At 68.2% G+C, this 18,568-nt stretch carries 18 protein-coding genes; 13 read left to right on the top strand and 5 right to left on the bottom strand.

Going from position 1 to position 18,568, the window contains the following annotated elements; translation table 11 throughout:
- Positions 1-328: 328 nt before the first annotated feature.
- Together AC07YS_RS10985 and AC07YS_RS10980 are read right to left on the bottom strand one after the other, a co-directional pair.
- Entirely contained in the window at positions 329-1,675 is a 1,347-nt protein-coding gene (locus AC07YS_RS10985; protein ID WP_495267688.1) for a DUF5666 domain-containing protein, read from the bottom strand.
- Entirely contained in the window at positions 1,672-2,505 is an 834-nt protein-coding gene (locus tag AC07YS_RS10980; protein WP_159277748.1) for a DUF6502 family protein, read from the bottom strand. Before AC07YS_RS10980 ends, AC07YS_RS10985 begins: the two co-directional genes overlap by 4 nt.
- Positions 2,506-2,859: 354 nt before the next feature.
- On the opposite strand from AC07YS_RS10980, the gene AC07YS_RS10975 reads away from it, so the two are divergent.
- Both AC07YS_RS10975 and AC07YS_RS10970 read left to right on the top strand, forming a co-directional pair.
- Positions 2,860-3,813, top strand: coding sequence for an alpha/beta fold hydrolase (locus AC07YS_RS10975; RefSeq protein ID WP_307694369.1), 954 nt, complete (start codon positions 2,860-2,862; stop codon positions 3,811-3,813).
- Positions 3,810-4,127, top strand: coding sequence for a hypothetical protein (locus AC07YS_RS10970; RefSeq protein ID WP_492738426.1), 318 nt, complete (start codon positions 3,810-3,812; stop codon positions 4,125-4,127). Before AC07YS_RS10975 ends, AC07YS_RS10970 begins: the two co-directional genes overlap by 4 nt.
- 4 nt (positions 4,128-4,131) lie before the next feature.
- On the opposite strand, the gene AC07YS_RS10965 is transcribed toward AC07YS_RS10970, so the two are convergent.
- Together AC07YS_RS10965 and AC07YS_RS10960 are read right to left on the bottom strand one after the other, a co-directional pair.
- The gene (locus tag AC07YS_RS10965) at positions 4,132-4,848 is read right to left on the bottom strand and encodes a FadR/GntR family transcriptional regulator (RefSeq protein ID WP_495267687.1); all 717 of its coding nucleotides are present in this window, start codon (positions 4,846-4,848) and stop codon (positions 4,132-4,134) included.
- Between the two features lie 74 nt (positions 4,849-4,922).
- A complete protein-coding gene (locus AC07YS_RS10960; RefSeq protein ID WP_095744463.1) occupies positions 4,923-6,248 on the bottom strand; it encodes an MFS transporter in 1,326 nt (441 codons plus the stop codon).
- A 185-nt stretch (positions 6,249-6,433) separates the two neighbouring features.
- On the opposite strand from AC07YS_RS10960, the gene AC07YS_RS10955 reads away from it, so the two are divergent.
- Together AC07YS_RS10955 and AC07YS_RS10950 are read left to right on the top strand one after the other, a co-directional pair.
- Complete coding sequence (locus AC07YS_RS10955) at positions 6,434-6,991, top strand: ureidoglycolate lyase (RefSeq protein ID WP_070059812.1); 558 nt, start codon at positions 6,434-6,436, stop codon at positions 6,989-6,991.
- 161 nt (positions 6,992-7,152) lie between these two features.
- Positions 7,153-7,494, top strand: a complete 342-nt coding sequence (locus tag AC07YS_RS10950; RefSeq protein WP_495267686.1) for a hypothetical protein — start codon at positions 7,153-7,155, stop codon at positions 7,492-7,494.
- Between the two features lie 150 nt (positions 7,495-7,644).
- On the opposite strand, the gene AC07YS_RS10945 is transcribed toward AC07YS_RS10950, so the two are convergent.
- The gene (locus AC07YS_RS10945; protein ID WP_062470893.1) at positions 7,645-7,851 is read right to left on the bottom strand and encodes a hypothetical protein; all 207 of its coding nucleotides are present in this window, start codon (positions 7,849-7,851) and stop codon (positions 7,645-7,647) included.
- Positions 7,852-7,996: 145 nt separating this feature from the next.
- On the opposite strand from AC07YS_RS10945, the gene AC07YS_RS10940 reads away from it, so the two are divergent.
- From AC07YS_RS10940 to glnA, 9 genes are all read left to right on the top strand, one after another.
- Positions 7,997-9,592, top strand: a complete 1,596-nt coding sequence (locus tag AC07YS_RS10940) for a class I SAM-dependent methyltransferase (RefSeq protein WP_495267685.1) — start codon at positions 7,997-7,999, stop codon at positions 9,590-9,592.
- 59 nt (positions 9,593-9,651) lie between these two features.
- Positions 9,652-11,388, top strand: coding sequence for a gamma-glutamyltransferase (ggt, locus tag AC07YS_RS10935; RefSeq protein ID WP_070059809.1), 1,737 nt, complete (start codon positions 9,652-9,654; stop codon positions 11,386-11,388).
- Between the two features lie 61 nt (positions 11,389-11,449).
- The gene (locus AC07YS_RS10930) at positions 11,450-12,190 is read left to right on the top strand and encodes a pseudouridine synthase (RefSeq protein WP_495267684.1); all 741 of its coding nucleotides are present in this window, start codon (positions 11,450-11,452) and stop codon (positions 12,188-12,190) included.
- A 105-nt stretch (positions 12,191-12,295) separates the two neighbouring features.
- On the top strand, positions 12,296-13,309 hold the full coding sequence (locus AC07YS_RS10925) for a YncE family protein (protein ID WP_062470897.1): 1,014 nt from the start codon (positions 12,296-12,298) through the stop codon (positions 13,307-13,309).
- A complete protein-coding gene (locus tag AC07YS_RS10920; RefSeq protein WP_495267683.1) occupies positions 13,293-14,123 on the top strand; it encodes a polysaccharide deacetylase family protein in 831 nt (276 codons plus the stop codon). The genes AC07YS_RS10925 and AC07YS_RS10920 overlap by 17 nt, the downstream gene beginning before the upstream one ends.
- A gap of 16 nt (positions 14,124-14,139) precedes the next feature.
- Positions 14,140-15,114 (top strand): sterol desaturase family protein, encoded by a 975-nt coding sequence (locus AC07YS_RS10915; protein WP_495267682.1) that lies wholly within the window; start codon positions 14,140-14,142, stop codon positions 15,112-15,114.
- Between the two features lie 56 nt (positions 15,115-15,170).
- Entirely contained in the window at positions 15,171-16,076 is a 906-nt protein-coding gene (locus AC07YS_RS10910; RefSeq protein ID WP_495267681.1) for an EI24 domain-containing protein, read from the top strand.
- Positions 16,073-16,873 carry a competence/damage-inducible protein A gene (locus tag AC07YS_RS10905; protein ID WP_167394999.1) on the top strand — a complete coding sequence of 267 codons (801 nt, stop codon included), beginning with the start codon at positions 16,073-16,075 and terminating at the stop codon, positions 16,871-16,873. The genes AC07YS_RS10910 and AC07YS_RS10905 overlap by 4 nt, the downstream gene beginning before the upstream one ends.
- 147 nt (positions 16,874-17,020) lie before the next feature.
- Positions 17,021-18,436, top strand: coding sequence for a type I glutamate--ammonia ligase (gene glnA, locus AC07YS_RS10900; RefSeq protein ID WP_062470904.1), 1,416 nt, complete (start codon positions 17,021-17,023; stop codon positions 18,434-18,436).
- Positions 18,437-18,568: the final 132 nt, after the last annotated feature.

The following is an 18,568-nucleotide window of genomic DNA, read 5'->3' as shown; positions in this document are numbered from 1 at the left end:
AGGCACCCGATGCGCAGCCCCGCACAGGGAGGCATCCGTCAGGCGTGGGCCTGCGATGCCAACGGGGAGCAACGGTCGCACTGAACTCGCGGGGACAGACACGGAAGCCACCAATGTAAGAAATGTGATTTTTTCACTTTAGTCCCTTTTTCGTACTTTCGCCACGGGTTTGGAGATAGATGGCCGAAGGTGCTATCCGGCCCGCGTGCGCGCAGGCCCGCCGCGATGCGGCGATATCGAGCTGGATGTGTGCGAAAGCCCGGCTTCGCCTGCCGCCAGAAGGGCGGGCGATGCGACCGGGCGGCGGGCGCTGCGCCGCCGCTTCAGGTCAGGGGTTGAATGTCACCCGCTGCGCGATGAGAACGCCGTCGACCACCCGGTCTCCCACGACGGTCACGCGCTGGCCGTTGGCCAGGTTCGCGGCGGTACCGTTCTCGAAGGTGGTACCCGGTCCGCTGGCGTCCACCGGCTGGCCCTGCACCCTGAAATTGGCAGGGGACTGGTAGCCGCCGATGGCCCCGATGAGCGTGAACGAGGCCGGCCCGCCCGTGCCCGGCACATGGCGGATGCGCAGCTTCTTGACGACCAGCACCCCGCCGGACATGAAGCCGTCGACCTCGACCTTCACGCCGTTGCCGAGCGAACCGACGGGGCCGCCCGTGATCTGCGCATTGGTGGCGTCCACCGGCGTGCCCAACACCTTGAAGGCGCCGCGCGAGACGAAGTCGGTGATGTCCCCCGCGAGCTGCAGTGCGATGCCGTTGCCCGTCGGTATCGCGTACCAGCCCTCCACCTTGGTTGCCGTGAACGCGTTGCCAACCGGCGCGGCCGTGCCACGGGCGCGCACGATGACCCCGTTGGCCAGCGACGAGGCGTCTATGCCCGCGAAGCTGGCGCCGCCATAGCTGACCGTCAGCTGGCCGAGCATGAAGGTCTGGTTCGTCGTGTTGAGGTTCTGGATGGCGCCCGTCACCAGCGGGGCGGTCAGCGTGGGCGCGGTCTGCACGCGGGTGGCGCGCAGCGTGCCCGGCGCGCCGGGCAGGCCCCACACCTGGATCAGGCTGCCGTCGACCACGTTGGCAAGCCCGTTCGCGTCGGCCCAGACCGTGGCCGCATCGATGGTCACGTTGATGCCCATGACGACGAAGCTGCCGGCGCCCATGTCGATGCGCGAGACGGCGCCGCGCAGTTCGGCGCCCGAGACGACCTGCGTCGCGATGCCGCGGGTGAAGTCGGGGTCGACCTTGCCGGCGACCCGCGCGCTCATGCCGATCTGGAGTTCGGTGGCGTCCTCGACGGTGATGGTGGCCGTGTCCGTGGTGTAGCGCAGGCCGTTCAGGATGATGCTGCCCAGGCCGTCCGCGGCGCCGATGCCGGCGGCGTCCGCGGTCACGCCGGTGCCGCCCGAGCCGACACCGGAGCCGTCGGTGTTGCCGTTGCTGGCGGTGTCGCCGGAGCCGCCCGTGCCGGCGTTGCCCGAGCCGGACCCGGTCCCATCCCCGCCTGTGCCCGTGCCCGCGCCGCCGGGGCTGTCACCGCCGATCGCAGTGCCGGTGCCCAGGCCCAGGTTCCCGGTCGAGGCACCACCGCCGCCTCCGCAGGACATCAACAGGGCCATGAGGCCGGCGCAGAACAGGCCCAGCAGGAGGCGGCGGGGTGTTTGGATCGTGCTCATGAGGGGCGCTCGCTTTCAGAGGACGCGGGCGGGGGCGGCGTGCCCTCGTCCTCGTAGTACGTGTAGATGCCGACACGGATTCGTCCATTGGCGCGGGCCGGCGCGCGGCTGACCGCCTGTGCCATTTCCTGCGCGAGCTCGTGGTGCAGGGCGGACCAGCGGTCGCGCACCAGGCGGTGGATCTGTTCGCAATCGTTCAGCGACAGCCCGCGCGCGTACACCGCGCGCTCGAGCATGCGGGGCTGTTCGCCCAGCGTGTTGGCGACGGCCGCCAGCAGGTGGTCCCGGCCGTTGTCGCCCATGAAGGCCAGCATCGACTGCAGGTCCTGCACGGGCACAAAACCGTCTGCGGTGAGTTCGGCCATCCCTTCGTTCTCGGTCACCATGTTCAACCGGATCAGCTCGTCGAGGATGGTGCGGTGGTGGACGTTGCCGCGGCTGCTCAGGCGGGCGACCGCCTCGAACGAGGGCGCCGTGTGGCCCGAGGTGACGGGCAGGCGCCGGAACGAAGCGTCTTCGGTCAGCATCTGCAGCCACAGCGTGAACGTCTTGGCCGCGGCCGACAGTTCGGTGTGGGGCAGGGGGTCGACGGTGGAGCGGACCTTGGCGGTCACGGCCTTGCGGTTCAGGCCGGTGGTGACGGACAGCTGGCTCAGGTTGGGCTTGGGAACGCCCTGGCTGCGCCAGGAGTGCTGCGCCTCCTCGATCAGCAGATCGCGCAGCAACTCCTCCAGGTGGGGGTGCTTGACCCCCATCGCGAGGGCGAGCTTCACCACGGGTCGAAGGATGCGTGAGCAGGCCGCCAGGGCCCATTCCAGCCGTTGTTCCATGACGCGACGTGTGTAGTCCTGAAAGTGCGATGCCGACAGGATCGGAGGCGGCGCCCCGACCACCATCAACGCCCCATTGTCCTGCGCACCGCGCTGCAGTGAAAGCTTTGGACTGCGGTTTGACGGCCAGTGAGCCAAAGTTTCATGTTCAGGCGCGGGGCGACCGTCCGGCCGGGGCTGCCAAGGCCGATCGGCCGACGGGTTGGCCAGGTTGCCTATGTCGCCCTGCAGCGTGCCCGCCGCAGGACGCGCGCGGCCTGGACGACACCCAGGGTCGGCCCTTTCCCACATGCGGGCCCCGCGCCGGGGGCGACAAAGACACCTCTGTTTCTTTGCATGTCTCAAGGAGCCGAGATGGCCAATGCGAACCCCCGAAAGAACGACGCGGCCGGCACGACCGCCGTCACGCACCGCACGGTGCAGATCGATGGCGTCGAGGTCTTCTACCGCGCGGCCGGTCCGGTGGGGGCCCCGGTGCTGCTGTTGCTGCACGGCTATCCGTGTTCTTCGTTCCAGTACCGCGCGCTGATGCCGGCGCTGGCGGACCGCTGGCGCGTGGTGGCGCCCGATTTCCCGGGCTTCGGCTACAGCGGCACGCCCGAGGAGAACTTCGTGTTCGATTTCGATGGCTACGCGTACTTCCTCGACCGCTTCACCGCCGCCCTCGCGCTGCGCCGCTACGCGCTGTACCTGCACGACTACGGTTCGCAGATCGGCCTGCGCCATGCGATGCGGCGGGCCGGGCGGGTGACGGCGCTGATCATCCAGAACGGCGACATCTACGAAGACACGCTGGGGCCGAAGTACGCGGCGATCCGGGCGTACTGGAACGACCCGAGCGAGGCCCATCTCGCGGTGCTGGAGCGCGCCGTGAGTGAAGAAGGCTTTCGCGACGAGTTCATCGGCGAGGTGTCGTCGCGCGTGGCCCCGCGGCTCGCGCCCGATCTCTGGCGCCTTCACTGGCCGTTGATGGACACGCCCGCGCGGCGTGGCATTGCGCTCGGTCTCATGAAGGGGCTGAAGGAGAACCTGCGGTGGTTTCCGCGCTACCAGGACTACCTGCGCACGTACCGCCCGCCCACGCTGATCCTGTGGGGGCCGCAGGACGGCTACATGCCGATCGAGGCCGGCCGTGCCTACCTGCGCGACTTGCCCGACGCCCAGTTCCACGCGTTCGACGACGGGGGCCACTGGCTGCTCGAGACGCACCTGGCCGAGGTGCTGCCGCCGCTGCGCGATTTCCTGGGGCGGCACTTGCCGGTGCCGGCGTCTGCATCCACCCGGACGATCGAAGGCGTGCCGGTATGAGCGTCGCCACCATCGCGCGCATCTGGCGCGGCCGCGTCACGCGGGGCCGCGCGGAGGCCTACGAACGGTACCTGCTGGCTGAAGGCATTCCGCCGTTGCGCAAGACGGCGCTCGCGGTGCAGCTGTTTCGTGAAGACCGCGCCACCGAGACCGAGTTCGTCACGACCTCCTACTGGCCCGACGTGGCCGCGATGAGCGCGTTCACCGGTGGCGACCCGAATGGGGTGCACCACCTGCCGCGCGATGCGGAGTTCCTGATCGAGCTGCCCGAGCGCGTCGAGGTGCTGCGCATCGTCGTCGACACGTGGACCTGAAGGTTCAGGTCGCTGCCGAAGCCGCCTCGAGCCCCGTCGGAAAGTGCACGCCCGCGCGCTGCGCGGCCTGCACGATGTGCTGCGTCATCGCCTGCTGCGCCAGCGCCGGGTTGCCTTGCGCGAGCGCCTCGATGATCGCCATGTGCTCGTCGTAGGTGGCATGGCGCGCACCGCGCTTGTAGAAGGGCAGGCGCTGGCTCTCCTGCATGACCTCGGCGCTGTTGCGCAGGATCTCGGCGATGGCCTGGTTGCCCGCGATGCCGATGATCTGCATGTGGAAGTCGAAGTCGAGCTGCGTGGCCTGCGTGAAGTCGCCGGCGTCGATGCATGCGCGCATCGCCTGTGCATTGGCGCGCAGCGCCGCCAGGTCGTCCGCCTCGATGACCAGGCAGGCCAGCCGCGCGGTGAAGTTCTCGACCGCGAAGCGCAGCTGGTACACGTCCTGCAGCGAATGCGAGGTGGCGAACTTCCAGGCCGGGGAGGCGGCCAGTGGCTGTGCGCCGTCCTCGGCCACGTACATGCCCTTGCCGGGGCGCGGAATGACCAGGCCCGTGCCCTGCAGCGTCGACAGCGCCTCGCGCAGCGAGGTGCGGCTGATGCCGAGCTGCTCGGCCAGGTCGCGCTGCGAAGGCAGCAGCCCGCCCGCCGCATAGGTGCCGTCCGCGATCCGCTGCTGGATCAGGCGGGCGGCGGTGGCGGCGACGGCGGGGGAGGCGAGCATGGGTGGTTTTCGGTGCGAAGTGCGGCAGTGGCGGGAGCTGGAAATCTTACTGTGGCCGCACCCCGGGGCCTTCCCTACTTGTTGACCAGCTTGGCCGGCACCGTCCAGGTGAGGAAGGCGCCGAACAGCAGCACGCCGGCCAGAACGAACAGGGCGATGTCGGTGCTCTTCGTGGCGTCCTTGATCAGGCCGATCATGTAGGGGCTGACGAAGCCCGCCAGGTTGGCGAAGGAGTTGATGAGCGCAATGCCGGCTGCTGCGCCCGCGCTCGACAGGATGGCGGTCGGCAGGCTCCAGAACAGCGGCGAGGTCGCCAGGCTGCCGCCCGCGGCCAGGGCCAATGCGGCCAGCGAGAGGTACACGTTGTTGCTGAAGATCGCGCTCAGCGTGAGGCCCAGCGCGCCGCAGCAGAAGGGCACGATCAGGTGCCAGCGGCGTTCGCGCATGCGGTCGGAGCTGCGGCTCACCAGCAGCATCGAGACGATGGCCACGGCAAACGGAATCGCCGTGAGCAGCCCGATGTTGAACGCGCCCGACACGCCCGACTGGCGCACCAGCGTGGGCAGCCAGAAGGTCAGGCCGTACTGGCCCATCACCGTGCAAAAGCAGATCAGCGCCATCTTCACGATGCGGCGGTCGGCGAACAGCGCGCGCAGCGTCATGTGGCTGGTGCCGCCCTTGGTGGCGTTCTCGGCGGCGATGTTGCGTGCGAGCACGGCCTTTTCTTCGGCGGTGAGCCAGCGTGCGCCCTGGATGCTGTTGTCGAGGTAGACGATGACCAGCAGGCCGATCACCAGCGAAGGCAGCGCCTCGATGAGGAACAGCCACTGCCAGCCGCGCAGCCCGCCCATGCCGTGCATGGCGTCCATGATCAGCCCCGACAGCGGTCCGCCCAGCACGCCCGACACCGGAATCGCGCACATGAACACCGCCACCATCTTGGCGCGCCGATGCGAGGGAAACCAGTAGGTGAGGTACAGGATCATCCCCGGGTAGAAGCCGGCCTCGGCCGCCCCGAGCAGGAAGCGCAGCACGTAGAACTGCGTGGGCGTGGTCACGAACATCATCGCGGCCGAGATCAGGCTCCACGTGATCATGATCCGCGAGATGGTGGCCTTGGCGCCGATGCGGTGCATCAGCAGGTTGCTCGGCACCTCGAAGAAGAAGTAGCCGATGAAGAACAGCCCCGCGCCCAGCCCGTACATGGCTTCGCTGAACTGCAGGTCGCTGAGCATGTTCAGCTTGGCGAAGCCGACGTTGACGCGGTCCAGGTAGGCGGCCACGTAGCAGAGCATCAGGAACGGCATGAGTCGCCATGCCACTTTCTTGTAGAGCGCGTTCTCCGCTGCAGCAGAGGTGGTGGCCGGCTGCAGCGGCGCATGAAGGGTGGTGGTTGACATGGCGGTCCTCGAAGGCGTCGATGGGGTGGATTAACTGGTATTACCGGTATGATTTAACGCGACCGAGACCTTAAGGCCTCATGCGCCATTGGACACTAGCGATTTCCCTGACGCCGGGAGATTGACTGAGTGGATGTATCGCAAGGATACTGGTAATACCAGTTGGACCAAAAGCCGAGGAGTTTCTGTTGACGATTGCCAGCCCCACTTTCCTGCCCCCGGCGCCGGGCACGCCCGCGGCGCTCGCGCTCGTTGCGCAGCCGCTGACGCGCGAGGCCTTCGCCGCGTTCGGCGACGTCATCGAGAGCGCGCATGCCCGGTCGATGCCGATCAACGCGGGCATGACCACGCGCTTTCACGACCTGGCGCGCGTGGACCCGGGCCCCGGCGACAGCCGCGTGCTGGTGAACATCTTCGAAACGCAGCCCTACGCGATGCCGCTGCAGGTGGGCATGCTGGAGCGCCACCCGCTGGGCAGCCAGGCCTTCGTGCCGATGGACGGCAGCCGCTTTCTCGTGGTGGTGGCGCCGGCGGGCGACACGGTGCGCGTGGAAGACATCCGCGCCTTCGTCACCGACGGGCGGCAGGGCGTGAACTATGCGCGCGGCGTCTGGCACCACCCGCTGGTGGTCACGCAGCAGCCGGCCAGCTTCGTGGTGATCGACCGCGGCGGGGCCGGGCCGAACTGCGACGAGATTCTGGTGCCGCCGGCGTGCGTGGTGCGCGTCAGTCTGGCGGGCTGAGCGCGCGCCATCCCTGCGGCCATCGCCCGGCGGCTGCGCCAGCGTCGCAGGCACCGCGACGCCGACTTGCGGCCATTGGCGAAAGAGGCCTACACCGCCGGGAACGCCCCGGTGAAACCTTCGGGCCATGGGTGAACGCCATGCGCAATCCAACGAAATCGATGTTTGCCGGAAGCCTCGCCATCGGGGTCCTGGGCGTTGCGGCGCTCGTTGCCGGGCCGGCCGCCGCGCAGTCGACCGACAAGCCGCCGCCACCGCCGGTCAAGCCGCAAGCGCAACCCGGCCCCGACCCCGAACTCCTCGTGAAGCCGCCGCCCCATGGCCATCCGCGGCTGGTGAAGCCCGCGCCGCCCGACCGCGACCCCGGCATGGTGAAAAAGCCACCGGCGGACGCGAAGCGGGCCGGCGAAGACAAGCCCCGCGTGGACGACCCCGGCGCGCCCTCGCGCCAGGACGACTGCCGGGGCACCGCCGAGGACTGCAGGCAGAACTCCCCACGATGACGCCTTGAACGGAAGAACACGCCTCGCCATGAAATGGTCGAGTCGCCGGGCTACCTGCGCAAGACCTGCGACCGCGAGAGCGGGTTGGCGCTGATCGACATCGACGCCTGAGCGGTGCGGCCGGGCGTCAGCCCTGCGTGATGAGGTGGCCTACTGGCACTGGAACAGCACGCCGGATTCGGCCGGTGCCTTGCCGAGCCACTTCGGCTCCTGGCTCTTGGCGCTGCAGTAGTCCGAGGCCTGGGTGTAGGTCATGGCACGCAGCACACCGTCGCGGAAGGGAACGATCTGGTTGGGCGGCGTCGAGCAGCCGGCAATGACCAAAGCCAGGGGAAACAGTGTGATGCGCCAGTTCATCGGGCCATTCTAAAGAGGTCGTGCAAGCGCATGAGCCTGCGGCCAGGGCAGGGCGGGTCGACCCGCGCCGGCTTCTTTTTGCGAGGGCACGGGGCTATAGTCTGCGAGCACTGCTGCAGCCCCTTCCGATCCCCAAAGGACGTTCGTGCCGGACTCTCTGACTTCCACGCTCACCAGTTACTACGATGCGGTGCCCTACGACTCGCACCCGTTTCCCCAGTCCGCCGTGGAGCACCTGGAAGCCCTGGCCTTCCTGTTCGGACTCGAGGCGCCGCCGCCGCAGAAGGCGCGCGTGCTCGAACTGGGCTGCGCCGCCGGCGGCAACCTGATCCCGTTCGCGGCGCGCCATCCGCAAGCCCACGCGGTCGGGGTCGACCTGTCGCGCGTGCAGGTGGCCCAGGGCGCCGCGGCGCTCGACCAGGCGGGGCTGTCGAACATCGAGCTCAAGGCCTTCAACATCGCCGACATCGACGCCTCGTTCGGCCTGTTCGACTACATCGTCTGCCACGGCGTCTACAGCTGGGTGCCGGGGCCGGTGCAGGACGCGATCCTGCGCGTGTGCGCCGAGAACCTGGCGCCCAATGGCGTGGTGTACGTGAGCTACAACGTGTACCCCGGCTGGAAGGCGCGCGAGATCGTGCGTGACGCGATGATTTTGCGCGGCGGCCCGCGCGACACGCCCGAAGAAAAGCTCTCCTACGCGCGCGGCATGCTCGAGTTCCTCGAGCAGTCGGCCCGGCCCGACAGCGTGCTGCGCAAGACGCTCGAAGAGACGATGCCGATCGTGCGCAACTCCGGCAACTACTACCTGCTGCACGAGTTCCTCGAGCCCTGCAACGAGCCCTGCTATTTCAAGGAGTTCGTCGCGCGTGCCGAAGCGCGCGGGCTGGCCTACCTGTGCGACGCCGAGCCCTCGACCATGTTCGTGCAGAACTACGGCGAGAAGGTGCGCGACCCGCTGCTGCGCGAGTGCGGCGGCAGCCAGGTGATGATGGAGCAGTACCTCGACTTCCTCGTCAACCGCACCTTCCGCCAGACGCTGCTGGTGAAGCAGGGCAACGCCGCGAACATCCGCTACCGCCTCGAAGTTCCCCGCCTGCGCGCGCTGGAGTTCGCCGGCATCTTCCGCGTCGATGGCGGTGATGCGCTCACCATCGACGCCCGCGAGCAGCCCTGCACCGCGCTGCGCGACCTGAAGGTCACGTTGCGGCTGCCGGCGCACAAGGCGGTGGCGCAGGCGCTCGATGCCAGCTATCCGTGTTCGATGTCGACCGAGGCTTTGCTGGCCGCCGTGGTGACGCTCACCGGCGAGCCGCGCGCGGCCGTCGAACCCATCGTGCTGGCCATGCTCGAAGAGCTGCTGATCCTCGGCGCGCTGCGCATCCGCCGCACGCCGGTGTCGGCGGCTGCTTCGGTGTCCGCGTTGCCGCAGGTGCTGGCCCCGGTGCGCCGCGCGCTGGCCGGCATGCCCGCGTCGCAAGCGACGGCCGTGCTCTGCAACCAGTGGCACGAGCCGGTGTCGCTCACGGTGCTCGAACGCAGCCTGCTGCCGCTGCTCGACGGGGCGCACTCGCACGAGGCGCTGGCCGCTTTCCTGCTCGATGAGGTGCGCGCCGAACGCCTGCGCTTCCTCAAGGACGACCAGCCGCTGACCGATCCGTCGGCGCTGCACGCCTTCGCGCAGGAGCAGGTCGCGCAGGCGCTGCAAAGCCTGCGGCGCAAGGCGCTGCTCACGGCCTGAAGGCCCACACCATTCACCCCTCCCTCATTCTTCATCCAACGCACAGAGGAGACTTTTCCATGCAGCACTTCAAGTGGACCCCCACCCTGCGCGCCGCCGTCGCGGCCGCGCTCACCCTGGCGGCGGCCGGCGGCGCGCAGGCCGCGTCGCAGGCGCCGGTGGCGGCCGAACACGGCATGGTCGTGAGCGCGCAGCACCTGGCCAGCAAGGTCGGCGTCGACGTGCTCAAGCGCGGCGGCAACGCGGTCGATGCGGCCGTGGCTGTGGGCTATGCGCTGGCGGTGGTGTACCCGGCCGCCGGCAACCTCGGCGGCGGCGGCTTCATGACCGTGCAGCTGGCCGACGGCCGCAAGACCTTCCTGGACTTCCGCGAGAAGGCCCCGCTGGCCGCCACGGCCAACATGTACCTCGACAAGGACGGCAACGTCGTCAAGGGCCTGAGCACCCATGGCCACCTCGCCGTCGGCGTGCCGGGCTCGGTCTCGGGCATGGAGTACGCGCGCGAGAAGTACGGCACGATGAAGCGCGCTGACCTCATCGCCCCGTCGGTCCAGCTGGCCGACAAGGGCTTCGCGCTGGAGCAGGGCGACATCGACATGCTGCTCACCGCCACCAACGACTTCAAGAAAGACCCGGTCTCCGGCGCGATCTTCCTGAACAAGGGCGAGCCCTTCGCGGTCGGCCAGAAGCTGGTGCAGAAAGACCTGGCCAAGACACTGAAGGAAATCAGCGCCAAGGGCACCGACGGCTTCTACAAGGGCTGGGTCGGCAAGGCCATCGTGGCGTCGAGTCAGGCCGGCAAGGGCATCATCACGCAGGCCGACCTCGACCAGTACAAGACGCGCGAACTCGCGCCGGTCGAGTGCGACTACCGCGGCTACCGCGTGGTGTCGGCGCCGCCGCCGAGTTCGGGCGGCGTGATCATCTGCGAGATGCTCAACATCCTCGAGGGCTACCCGCTCAAGGACCTGGGCTTTCGCTCGGCGGAGTCGGTGCACTACCAGATCGAAGCCATGCGCCACGCCTACGTGGACCGCAACAGCTACCTGGGCGACCCCGACTTCGTGAAGAACCCGCTCGACCGCCTGCTCGACAAGGGCTATGCCGCCAAGATCCGCGCCGCCATCGACCCCAAGAAGGCCGGCGTTTCCAAGGACATCAAGCCCGGCGTGGCGCCGCATGAAGGCAGCAACACCACCCACTATTCGATCACCGACAAGTGGGGCAACGCGGTCTCGGTCACCTACACGCTGAACGACTGGTTCGGCGCCAAGGTCACGGCCGACAAGACCGGCGTGCTGCTGAACAACGAGATGGACGACTTCACCTCCAAGATCGGCGTGCCCAACATGTACGGCCTGGTGCAGGGCGAGGCCAACGCCATCGCCCCGGGCAAGCGCCCGCTGAGCTCGATGAGCCCGACCATCGTGTCGAAAGACGGCAAGCCGGTCTTCGTGGTCGGCACGCCCGGCGGCAGCCGCATCATCACGGCCGTGCTGCACACCATCCTGAACGTGGTCGACTACGGCATGAACGTGCAGGAGGCCGTCGATGCGCCGCGCTTCCACCAGCAATGGCTGCCCGACGTGACCAACGTCGAGACCTTCGCGATCAGCCCCGACACCCGCAAGATCCTGACCGACATGGGCCACAACCTGGGCGTGCCGCAGCCGGCCAACCACCTGGCGGCGATCATCGTCGGCGCGCCCTCGCTGGGCGGCAAGCCGGTGGGTGCGAACCGCTTCTACGGCGCCAACGACCCGCGCCGCAACACGGGCCTGGCCGCCGGGTACTGAACCTGCGGCACACTTGAAGGCGGTCGTGCCCCTGTCGGCACGGCCGCTTTTTTCATTTTTCATGCACCTGCAAGACATCCTCTATACCCAGGGCTTCGGCACCCGCCGCGTGTGCGCGGGCCTGGTCCAGCAAGGCCACGTGAGCATTGCCGGCGCGGCCGTGACCGACCCCTTCGCCGATCTCGACCCCGAAGGCCTGCTGTTCACCGTGCAGGGCACCGAGTGGGCCTGCCACGAGAAGGCCTACCTGATGCTGCACAAGCCGGCCGGCACCGAGTGCTCGCAGAAGCCCTCGACCTACCCGAGCATCTACACGCTGCTGCCGTCGCCGCTGCGGCTGCGGCCCAACAAGGGCGCGGTGCAGGGCGTGCAGGCCATCGGCCGGCTCGACCAGGACACGACCGGCCTGCTGCTGCTGACCGACGACGGCCAGTTCATCCACAAGATGGGTTCGCCCAAGCACCACGTGCCCAAGGTCTACGAGGTGACGGCCAAGCACCCGATCGACGAGGCGCAGATCGCCAGGCTGCTGGCCGGCGTGGTGCTCGACGACGACCCGAAGCCCGTGCGCGCGGCCGCCTGCGAATCCGACAGCCCGCTGCACTTGCGGCTCACCCTCACCGAGGGCAAGTACCACCAGGTCAAGCGAATGCTGGCCGCGGTCGGCAACCGGGTCGAAGGGCTGCACCGGTCGCGCATCGGCGGCCTGGCGCTGCCGGACGACCTGGCGCCGGGGCAATGGCGCTGGCTCACGGCCGAACAGGTGGCCCAGCTGCGGGCGCCCGTGCCCCGGGCCGCTTGACATAGGTCAAGGCGCCGGGCGCAACAGCGGGTGAGGGGGCGCCGGCGGTCAGCTGTTTGTCGGGTTCGACCGTTAAGATTGTTAACCCTCTCCCGGAACCTTCCCTTGCGACTCCCTGCCCGCCCGAACGGCCGCATCGCGGCCTTCCTGCTGTCCTGCCTGTGCCTGACAGCCCTGGTGACCCTCCCCGCCGCGGCGGCGCCGCCGGCCCCTCCACCGGTTTTTGTGCTCAATTCGCTGGACGCCAGCGTGAGCGTGATCAACCCGGTCGACTGGACCGAGAAGCAGCGCATTCCCACCGGCAAGGAGCCGCACCACATCTACATGACGCCCGACGAGAAGTCGGTCATCGTGGCCAATTCGGCGGGCGATTCGCTCACCTTCCTGGACCCACGCACGGCCGAGGTGCAGCGCGTGGTGTACGGCATCATCGATCCCTACCAGCTGCAGTTCTCGCGCGACATGAAGTGGTTCGTCACGGCGGCCAACCGCCTGAACCACGTCGACGTGTACCGCTGGGACGGCAAGGACCTGAAGCTGGTCAAGCGCATCGCCACCGGCAAGACGCCCAGCCACATCTGGATCGACAACACCAGCACCGTGGCCTACGTCACCATGCAGGACAGCGACGAGCTGATCGCGGTCGACCTGCCGACGCAGACCATCCGCTGGCGCATGGCCACCGGCGCCATGCCGGCCGACATCTTCGGCGCCCACAACGACAAGACGCTGCTCGTGGGCCTCACCGGCAGCGACGGCGTGCAGGTGTTCGACGTGGCCGGCGCCCAGCCCAAGCTGGTCGGCAAGATCCCTACCGGCAAGGGCGCCCACGCCTTCCGCTCGGCGGGCGACGGCAAGACCGTGTTCGTGAGCAACCGGGTGGCCAACACCATCAGCCGCATCGACCTGACCACGCTGAAGGTCGTCGCCACCTACAACGTGCCCGGCGGCCCTGACTGCATGGACGTGTCGGCCGACGGCAAGACGCTGTACGTGACCTCGCGCTGGGCCAAGAAGCTCACGGTGGTCGATCTCGCGAGCCAGAAGGTCGTGCGGCAGATCAACGTCGGCCGCTCGCCGCACGGCGTCTGGACCCTCGACCATGCCAAGCGCATCTGAGCGCGTGCGCGGTGTGCGCACCGCCGGGGTGGCCTTCGCCGTCGCGGCGCTGGCCTGCGCCACCGTGCCGGCGGCCGGGGCCCAGGAAGCCGCCGCCTGCGACAAGCCGGTCTACCTGACGCTGGACACCGGCCACATGGGCATCGCCCCGCTGGTGGCCGACGTGCTCAAGCGCCAGGACGTGCGCGTCACCTTCTTCGCCGCCGCCGAGCGCACCCAGACCGACGGCGACAGCCTGGACGACCACTGGGCGCCGTGGTGGAAGGCGAGGGCGGCCGAGGGCCACGAGTTCGGCTCGCACACCTACGATCACGCCTACTGGCGCGGCGACGTCAAGGGCACGCCGCCGAGCTTTCGCATCAAGCCGTCGGCCGGCCCGCAGACCGGCAAGGAGTCGGTCTGGAGCGCGGCCCAGTACTGCGCCGACATCCGCAAGTCGTCCGACCGGCTGGCCGCCATCACCGGCAAGAGGCCATTGCCGCTGTACCGCGCGCCGGGCGGCAAGACCTCGCCCGCGCTGCTGGCGGCCGCCAAAGACTGCGGTTATGCGCACGTGGGCTGGTCGCCCGCCGGCTTCCTCGGCGACGAGCTGCCGAGCGAGACGTTCAGCAACCAGAAGCTGCTGGCCCAGGCGCTCGCGGGCATCCGCCCCGGCGACATCCTGCTGGCGCACCTGGGCATCTGGTCGCGCAAGGACCCGTGGGCGCCCGCCAACCTGGAGCCGCTCATCGTCGGCCTGAAGGCCAAGGGCTTCTGTTTTCGCACGCTGCGCCAGCACCCGGACTACCGCGCCTGGATCGCCTCCCATCCTTGATTCCTGAGTTTTCGCCGTGATCGACTGGTTGACCGACGTTTTTTCCGCCATGCAGGGCTGGCTCTTCGAGACCGCCGTGCAGCCGCTGGTGTACGCCATCGGCCTGGGCGGCTGGGCCGAGGACGCCTTCGACGCCACCGGCTGGCTGCTGGTCGGCGTGATCCAGATCCTCGTGCTGCTGGCCGTGATCGGCCCGCTGCAGCGCTGGCGCGCGGTCGAGGCCGTGACCGACCGCCGCGCCATCCGCACCGACGTGCTCTACACGCTGATCCACCGGCTGGGCCTGTTCCGGCTGGCGCTGTTCTTCACGCTGCAGCCGCTGTTCGACGACCTGCTCGGCAGCCTGCGCATGGCCGGGTGGGGCACCTTCCACCTGGACGAGGCCTGGCCCGGCGTGACCGACGTGCCGTGGGTGGCCTTTGCCATCTACCTCGTGGTGCTCGACTTCGTCGGCTACTGGATCCACCGCGGCCAGCACCAGTTCAACTGGTGGTGGAGCCTGCATTCGCTGCACCACTCGCAGCGCCAGATGACGATGTGGAGCGACGACCGCAACCACCTGCTGGACGACGTCATCCATGACACGCTCATCGTCATCGTGGCGCAGCTGATCGGCGTGGCGCCGGGCCAGTTCATTGCCGTCGTGGCCTTCACCCAGCTCAGCGAGAGCCTGCAGCACGCCAACCTGCGGCTGAGTTTCGGGGCCATCGGCGAGCGGCTGTGGGTCAGCCCGCGCTTTCACCGGCTGCACCACAGCATCGGGCTGGGGCATGAGTCGCACGGCCGGAGCACGCTGGGCGGCCACAACTTCGGCGTGCTGCTGCCCTGGTGGGACATGCTCTTTCGCACCGCCAACTTCGAAAACCGCTACGACCCGACCGGCATCCGCGACCAGGTCGAGCCCGGCGCCGACGGGCGGCCGCGCGACTACGGCCAGGGCTTCTGGTCGCAGCAGTGGCTGGGGCTGAAGCGGCTGTTCGGCCGCGCCTGATCCGCCCGCAGGCCCGGCGGCTGGCGGGCCGGGGCCTTGCGCTATCCTCGAACCTCATGCGCCTGCTCCTCGACTCCTTCTGGCGCGCGGTGGCCTATTGCATGCTCCCGCGCGTGATCGTGCTGTCGCTCCTGCCATTGGCGCTCATGGTGCTGCTGGCCGCGGGGCTCGGCTACTTCTACTGGGACGCGGCCGTCGCCTGGACGCGCGAGGCCCTCGACGCCTGGCCGCTGCTGTCCAGCTTCTGGGCCTGGATCGGGCGCCTCTTCTCCAGCGACGTCACGGCCGCGCTGGCGCCGCTGGTGGTGGTGTTCGGCGTCACGCCGCTGATCGTCGTGCTGTCGCTGCTCATCGTGGCCGGCTTCATGGCGCCGGCGCTCACCAAGCTCGTGGCCGAACGGCGCTTTCCCACGCTGGAGCAGAAGAAGGGCGCCTCCTTCTTCGGCAGCGTGCTGCGCTCGCTCGGCGCCACCGTGCTGGCGCTGATCGCGCTGGTGGTGTCGATGCCGCTGTGGCTCATTCCGCCGCTGGTGCTGATCCTGCCGCCGCTGATCTGGGGCTGGCTCACCTACCGGGTGATGAGCTTCGACGCGCTGGCCGAGCACGCCAGCCCCGAGGAACGCGCCGCGCTGCTGCGCGCCCACCGGCTGCCGCTGCTGTGCATCGGCGTGCTGTGCGGCTACCTGGGCGCCGCGCCGAGCATCGTGTGGGCCTCGGGCCTGCTGTTCGCCGCCGCCTTCTTCGTGCTGGTGCCGATCGCCATCTGGATCTACACGCTGGTCTTTGCTTTCTCCGCGCTCTGGTTTGCGCACTACTGCCTCGACGCCCTGACCCAACTGCGCGCCCAGCGCGCGGCGCTGCAGCCCGCGGCCGGCAGCGGCGACGCGCAGCAGCAGGCGATCGAGGCGGCCGAAGCCACCGAGGCCAACAAGGCCGCTCTTTCTCAATGGAGTTCTCCATGACACGCGCATTCGGTCTCATCGTCGTCGGCGACGAGATCCTTTCCGGCAAGCGGGCCGACAAGCACATGGCCAAGGTCATCGAGCTGCTGGCCGCGCGCGGCCTGCAGCTGGGCTGGGCCGAGTACGTGGGCGACGAGCCTACGCGGATCACCGCGGCCCTGATGCGCGCCTTCGCCTCGGGCGACATCGTGTTCTCGACCGGCGGCATCGGCGCCACGCCCGACGACCACACCCGCCAGTGCGCCGCCCAGGCCCTGCGCGTGCCGCTGGCGCTGCACCCCGAGGCCGAGGCGCTGATCCGCGAGCGCATGCAGGACACGGCCCTGGAGCAGGGCGTGCCCTACGAACCCGACCGGCCCGACAACATCCACCGCCTGAACATGGGCGTGTTTCCGCAGGGCGCGTCGATCATCCGCAACCCGTACAACAAGATCCCGGGGTTCAGCGTCGAGCACGTGCATTTCGTGCCGGGCTTCCCGGTCATGGCCTGGCCGATGATCGAGTCGGTGCTTGACAGCCGTTATGCCGATCTGTTCACCCGCAACGCCATCGCCGAGAAGTCCGTGATCGTTTTCGGTGCGATGGAAGCCACCCTCACGCCGCTGATGCAGGCCATCGAGCAGGCCCACGCCGGCATCAAGGTGTTCAGCCTGCCCAGCGTGGATCACCCCCAGTACGGGCGTCACATCGAGCTGGGCGTCAAGGGCGACCCTGCGAAGCTCGATGCCGCCTATGGCCAGCTCATCGAAGGTCTGCACACTTTCGATGCGAAGCTTGGCCCTGAATTGGTGCGTTAATCTGCATTGCACCAATTTGGTGATTTTTTCCTTTTCCGGCAGCCCCTGGGCCGTCACCCGGGCCTCATCCGGCGGGGTGACAATGGCACAGAAACTGCATCCTCCCGTCCCTGTATTCCTAACCACCATCCAACTCAGGAGAAACTGATGGCAAAGACCGTCGCCGATGTACTCAAGCTCGTCAAGGAAAACGAGGTCAAGTTCGTCGACTTGCGCTTCACCGACACCCGCGGCAAAGAGCAGCACGTGACCGTGCCCGTGTCGCACTTCGATGAAGACAAATTCACCTCGGGCCACGCGTTCGACGGTTCGTCCATCGCCGGTTGGAAGGGCATCGAAGCCTCGGACATGCAGCTCATGCCCGACCCGAACACCGCCAACATCGACCCGTTCTTCGAAGAAACGACGCTGATCCTGACCTGCGACGTGATCGACCCGGCCGACGGCAAGGCCTACGAGCGCGACCCGCGTTCGCTCGCCAAGCGCGCCGAGGCGTACATGAAGGCTTCCGGCCTGGGCGACACCGCCTACTTCGGACCGGAACCCGAATTCTTCGTGTTCGACGGCGTGCGCTGGAAGAACGACATGTCGGGCTGCTTCGTGAAGATCGAGTCCGAAGAAGCCTCGTGGAACACCGACAAGGAGTTCGAGCACGGCAACAGCGGCCACCGTCCCGCAGTCAAGGGCGGCTACTTCCCGGTGCCCCCGGTCGACAGCTTCCAGGACATGCGCTCCGAAATGAGCCTGGTGCTCGAATCGCTGGGCATCCCGGTCGAAGTGCATCACCATGAAGTGGCCAACGCCGGCCAGCTCGAGATCGGCACCCGCTTCAGCACGCTGGTGCAGCGCGCCGACTGGGTTCAGCTGCAGAAGTACGTGATCCACAACGTGGCCCACGCCTATGGCAAGACCGCCACCTTCATGCCCAAGCCCATCGTTGGCGACAACGGCTCCGGCATGCACGTGCACCAGTCGGTCTGGAAGGACGGCAAGAACCTGTTCGCCGGCGACGGCTACGCAGGTCTGTCGGACTTCGCGCTGCACTACATCGGCGGCATCATCAAGCACGCCCGTGCCCTGAACGCCATCACGAACCCCGGCACCAACAGCTACAAGCGCCTGGTGCCCGGCTTCGAAGCCCCGGTGAAGCTGGCCTACTCGGCCAAGAACCGCTCGGCCTCGATCCGCATCCCGTTCGTGGCCAACCCGAAGGGCCGCCGCGTCGAAGCGCGCTTCCCCGATCCGCTGATGAACCCGTACCTGGGCTTTGCCGCGCTGCTGATGGCCGGCCTGGACGGCGTGGAAAACAAGATCCATCCGGGCGAAGCCGCCAGCAAGGACCTGTACCACCTGCCGCCGGAAGAAGACGCGCTGATCCCGACCGTCTGCCACAGCCTGGACCAGGCCCTGGAGCACCTGGACAAGGACCGTGCGTTCCTGACCAAGGGCGGCGTGTTCACCGACTCGTACATCGACGCGTACATCGACCTCAAGATGCAGGAAGTCACGCGCTTCCGCATGGCGACCCATCCGGTCGAATTCGACATGTACTACTCGCTGTAAAAAGCGCCACAGCAAGCCCGCCTCGGCGGGCAAGTAAGACAAAAGGACGGCCCCGGCCGTCCTTTTTCCTTGGTGCGGAACACCCTGTCGTGAGCGGGCCCGAATTGCATCAAAATGCGCGTTTGTCGCGCC

The organism is Variovorax sp. GW458-11-26-14-LB1 (assembly GCF_059423965.1).
Note: the sequence above shows the minus strand (reverse complement) of the source record. Positions and strands in the feature narration are given on the sequence as shown.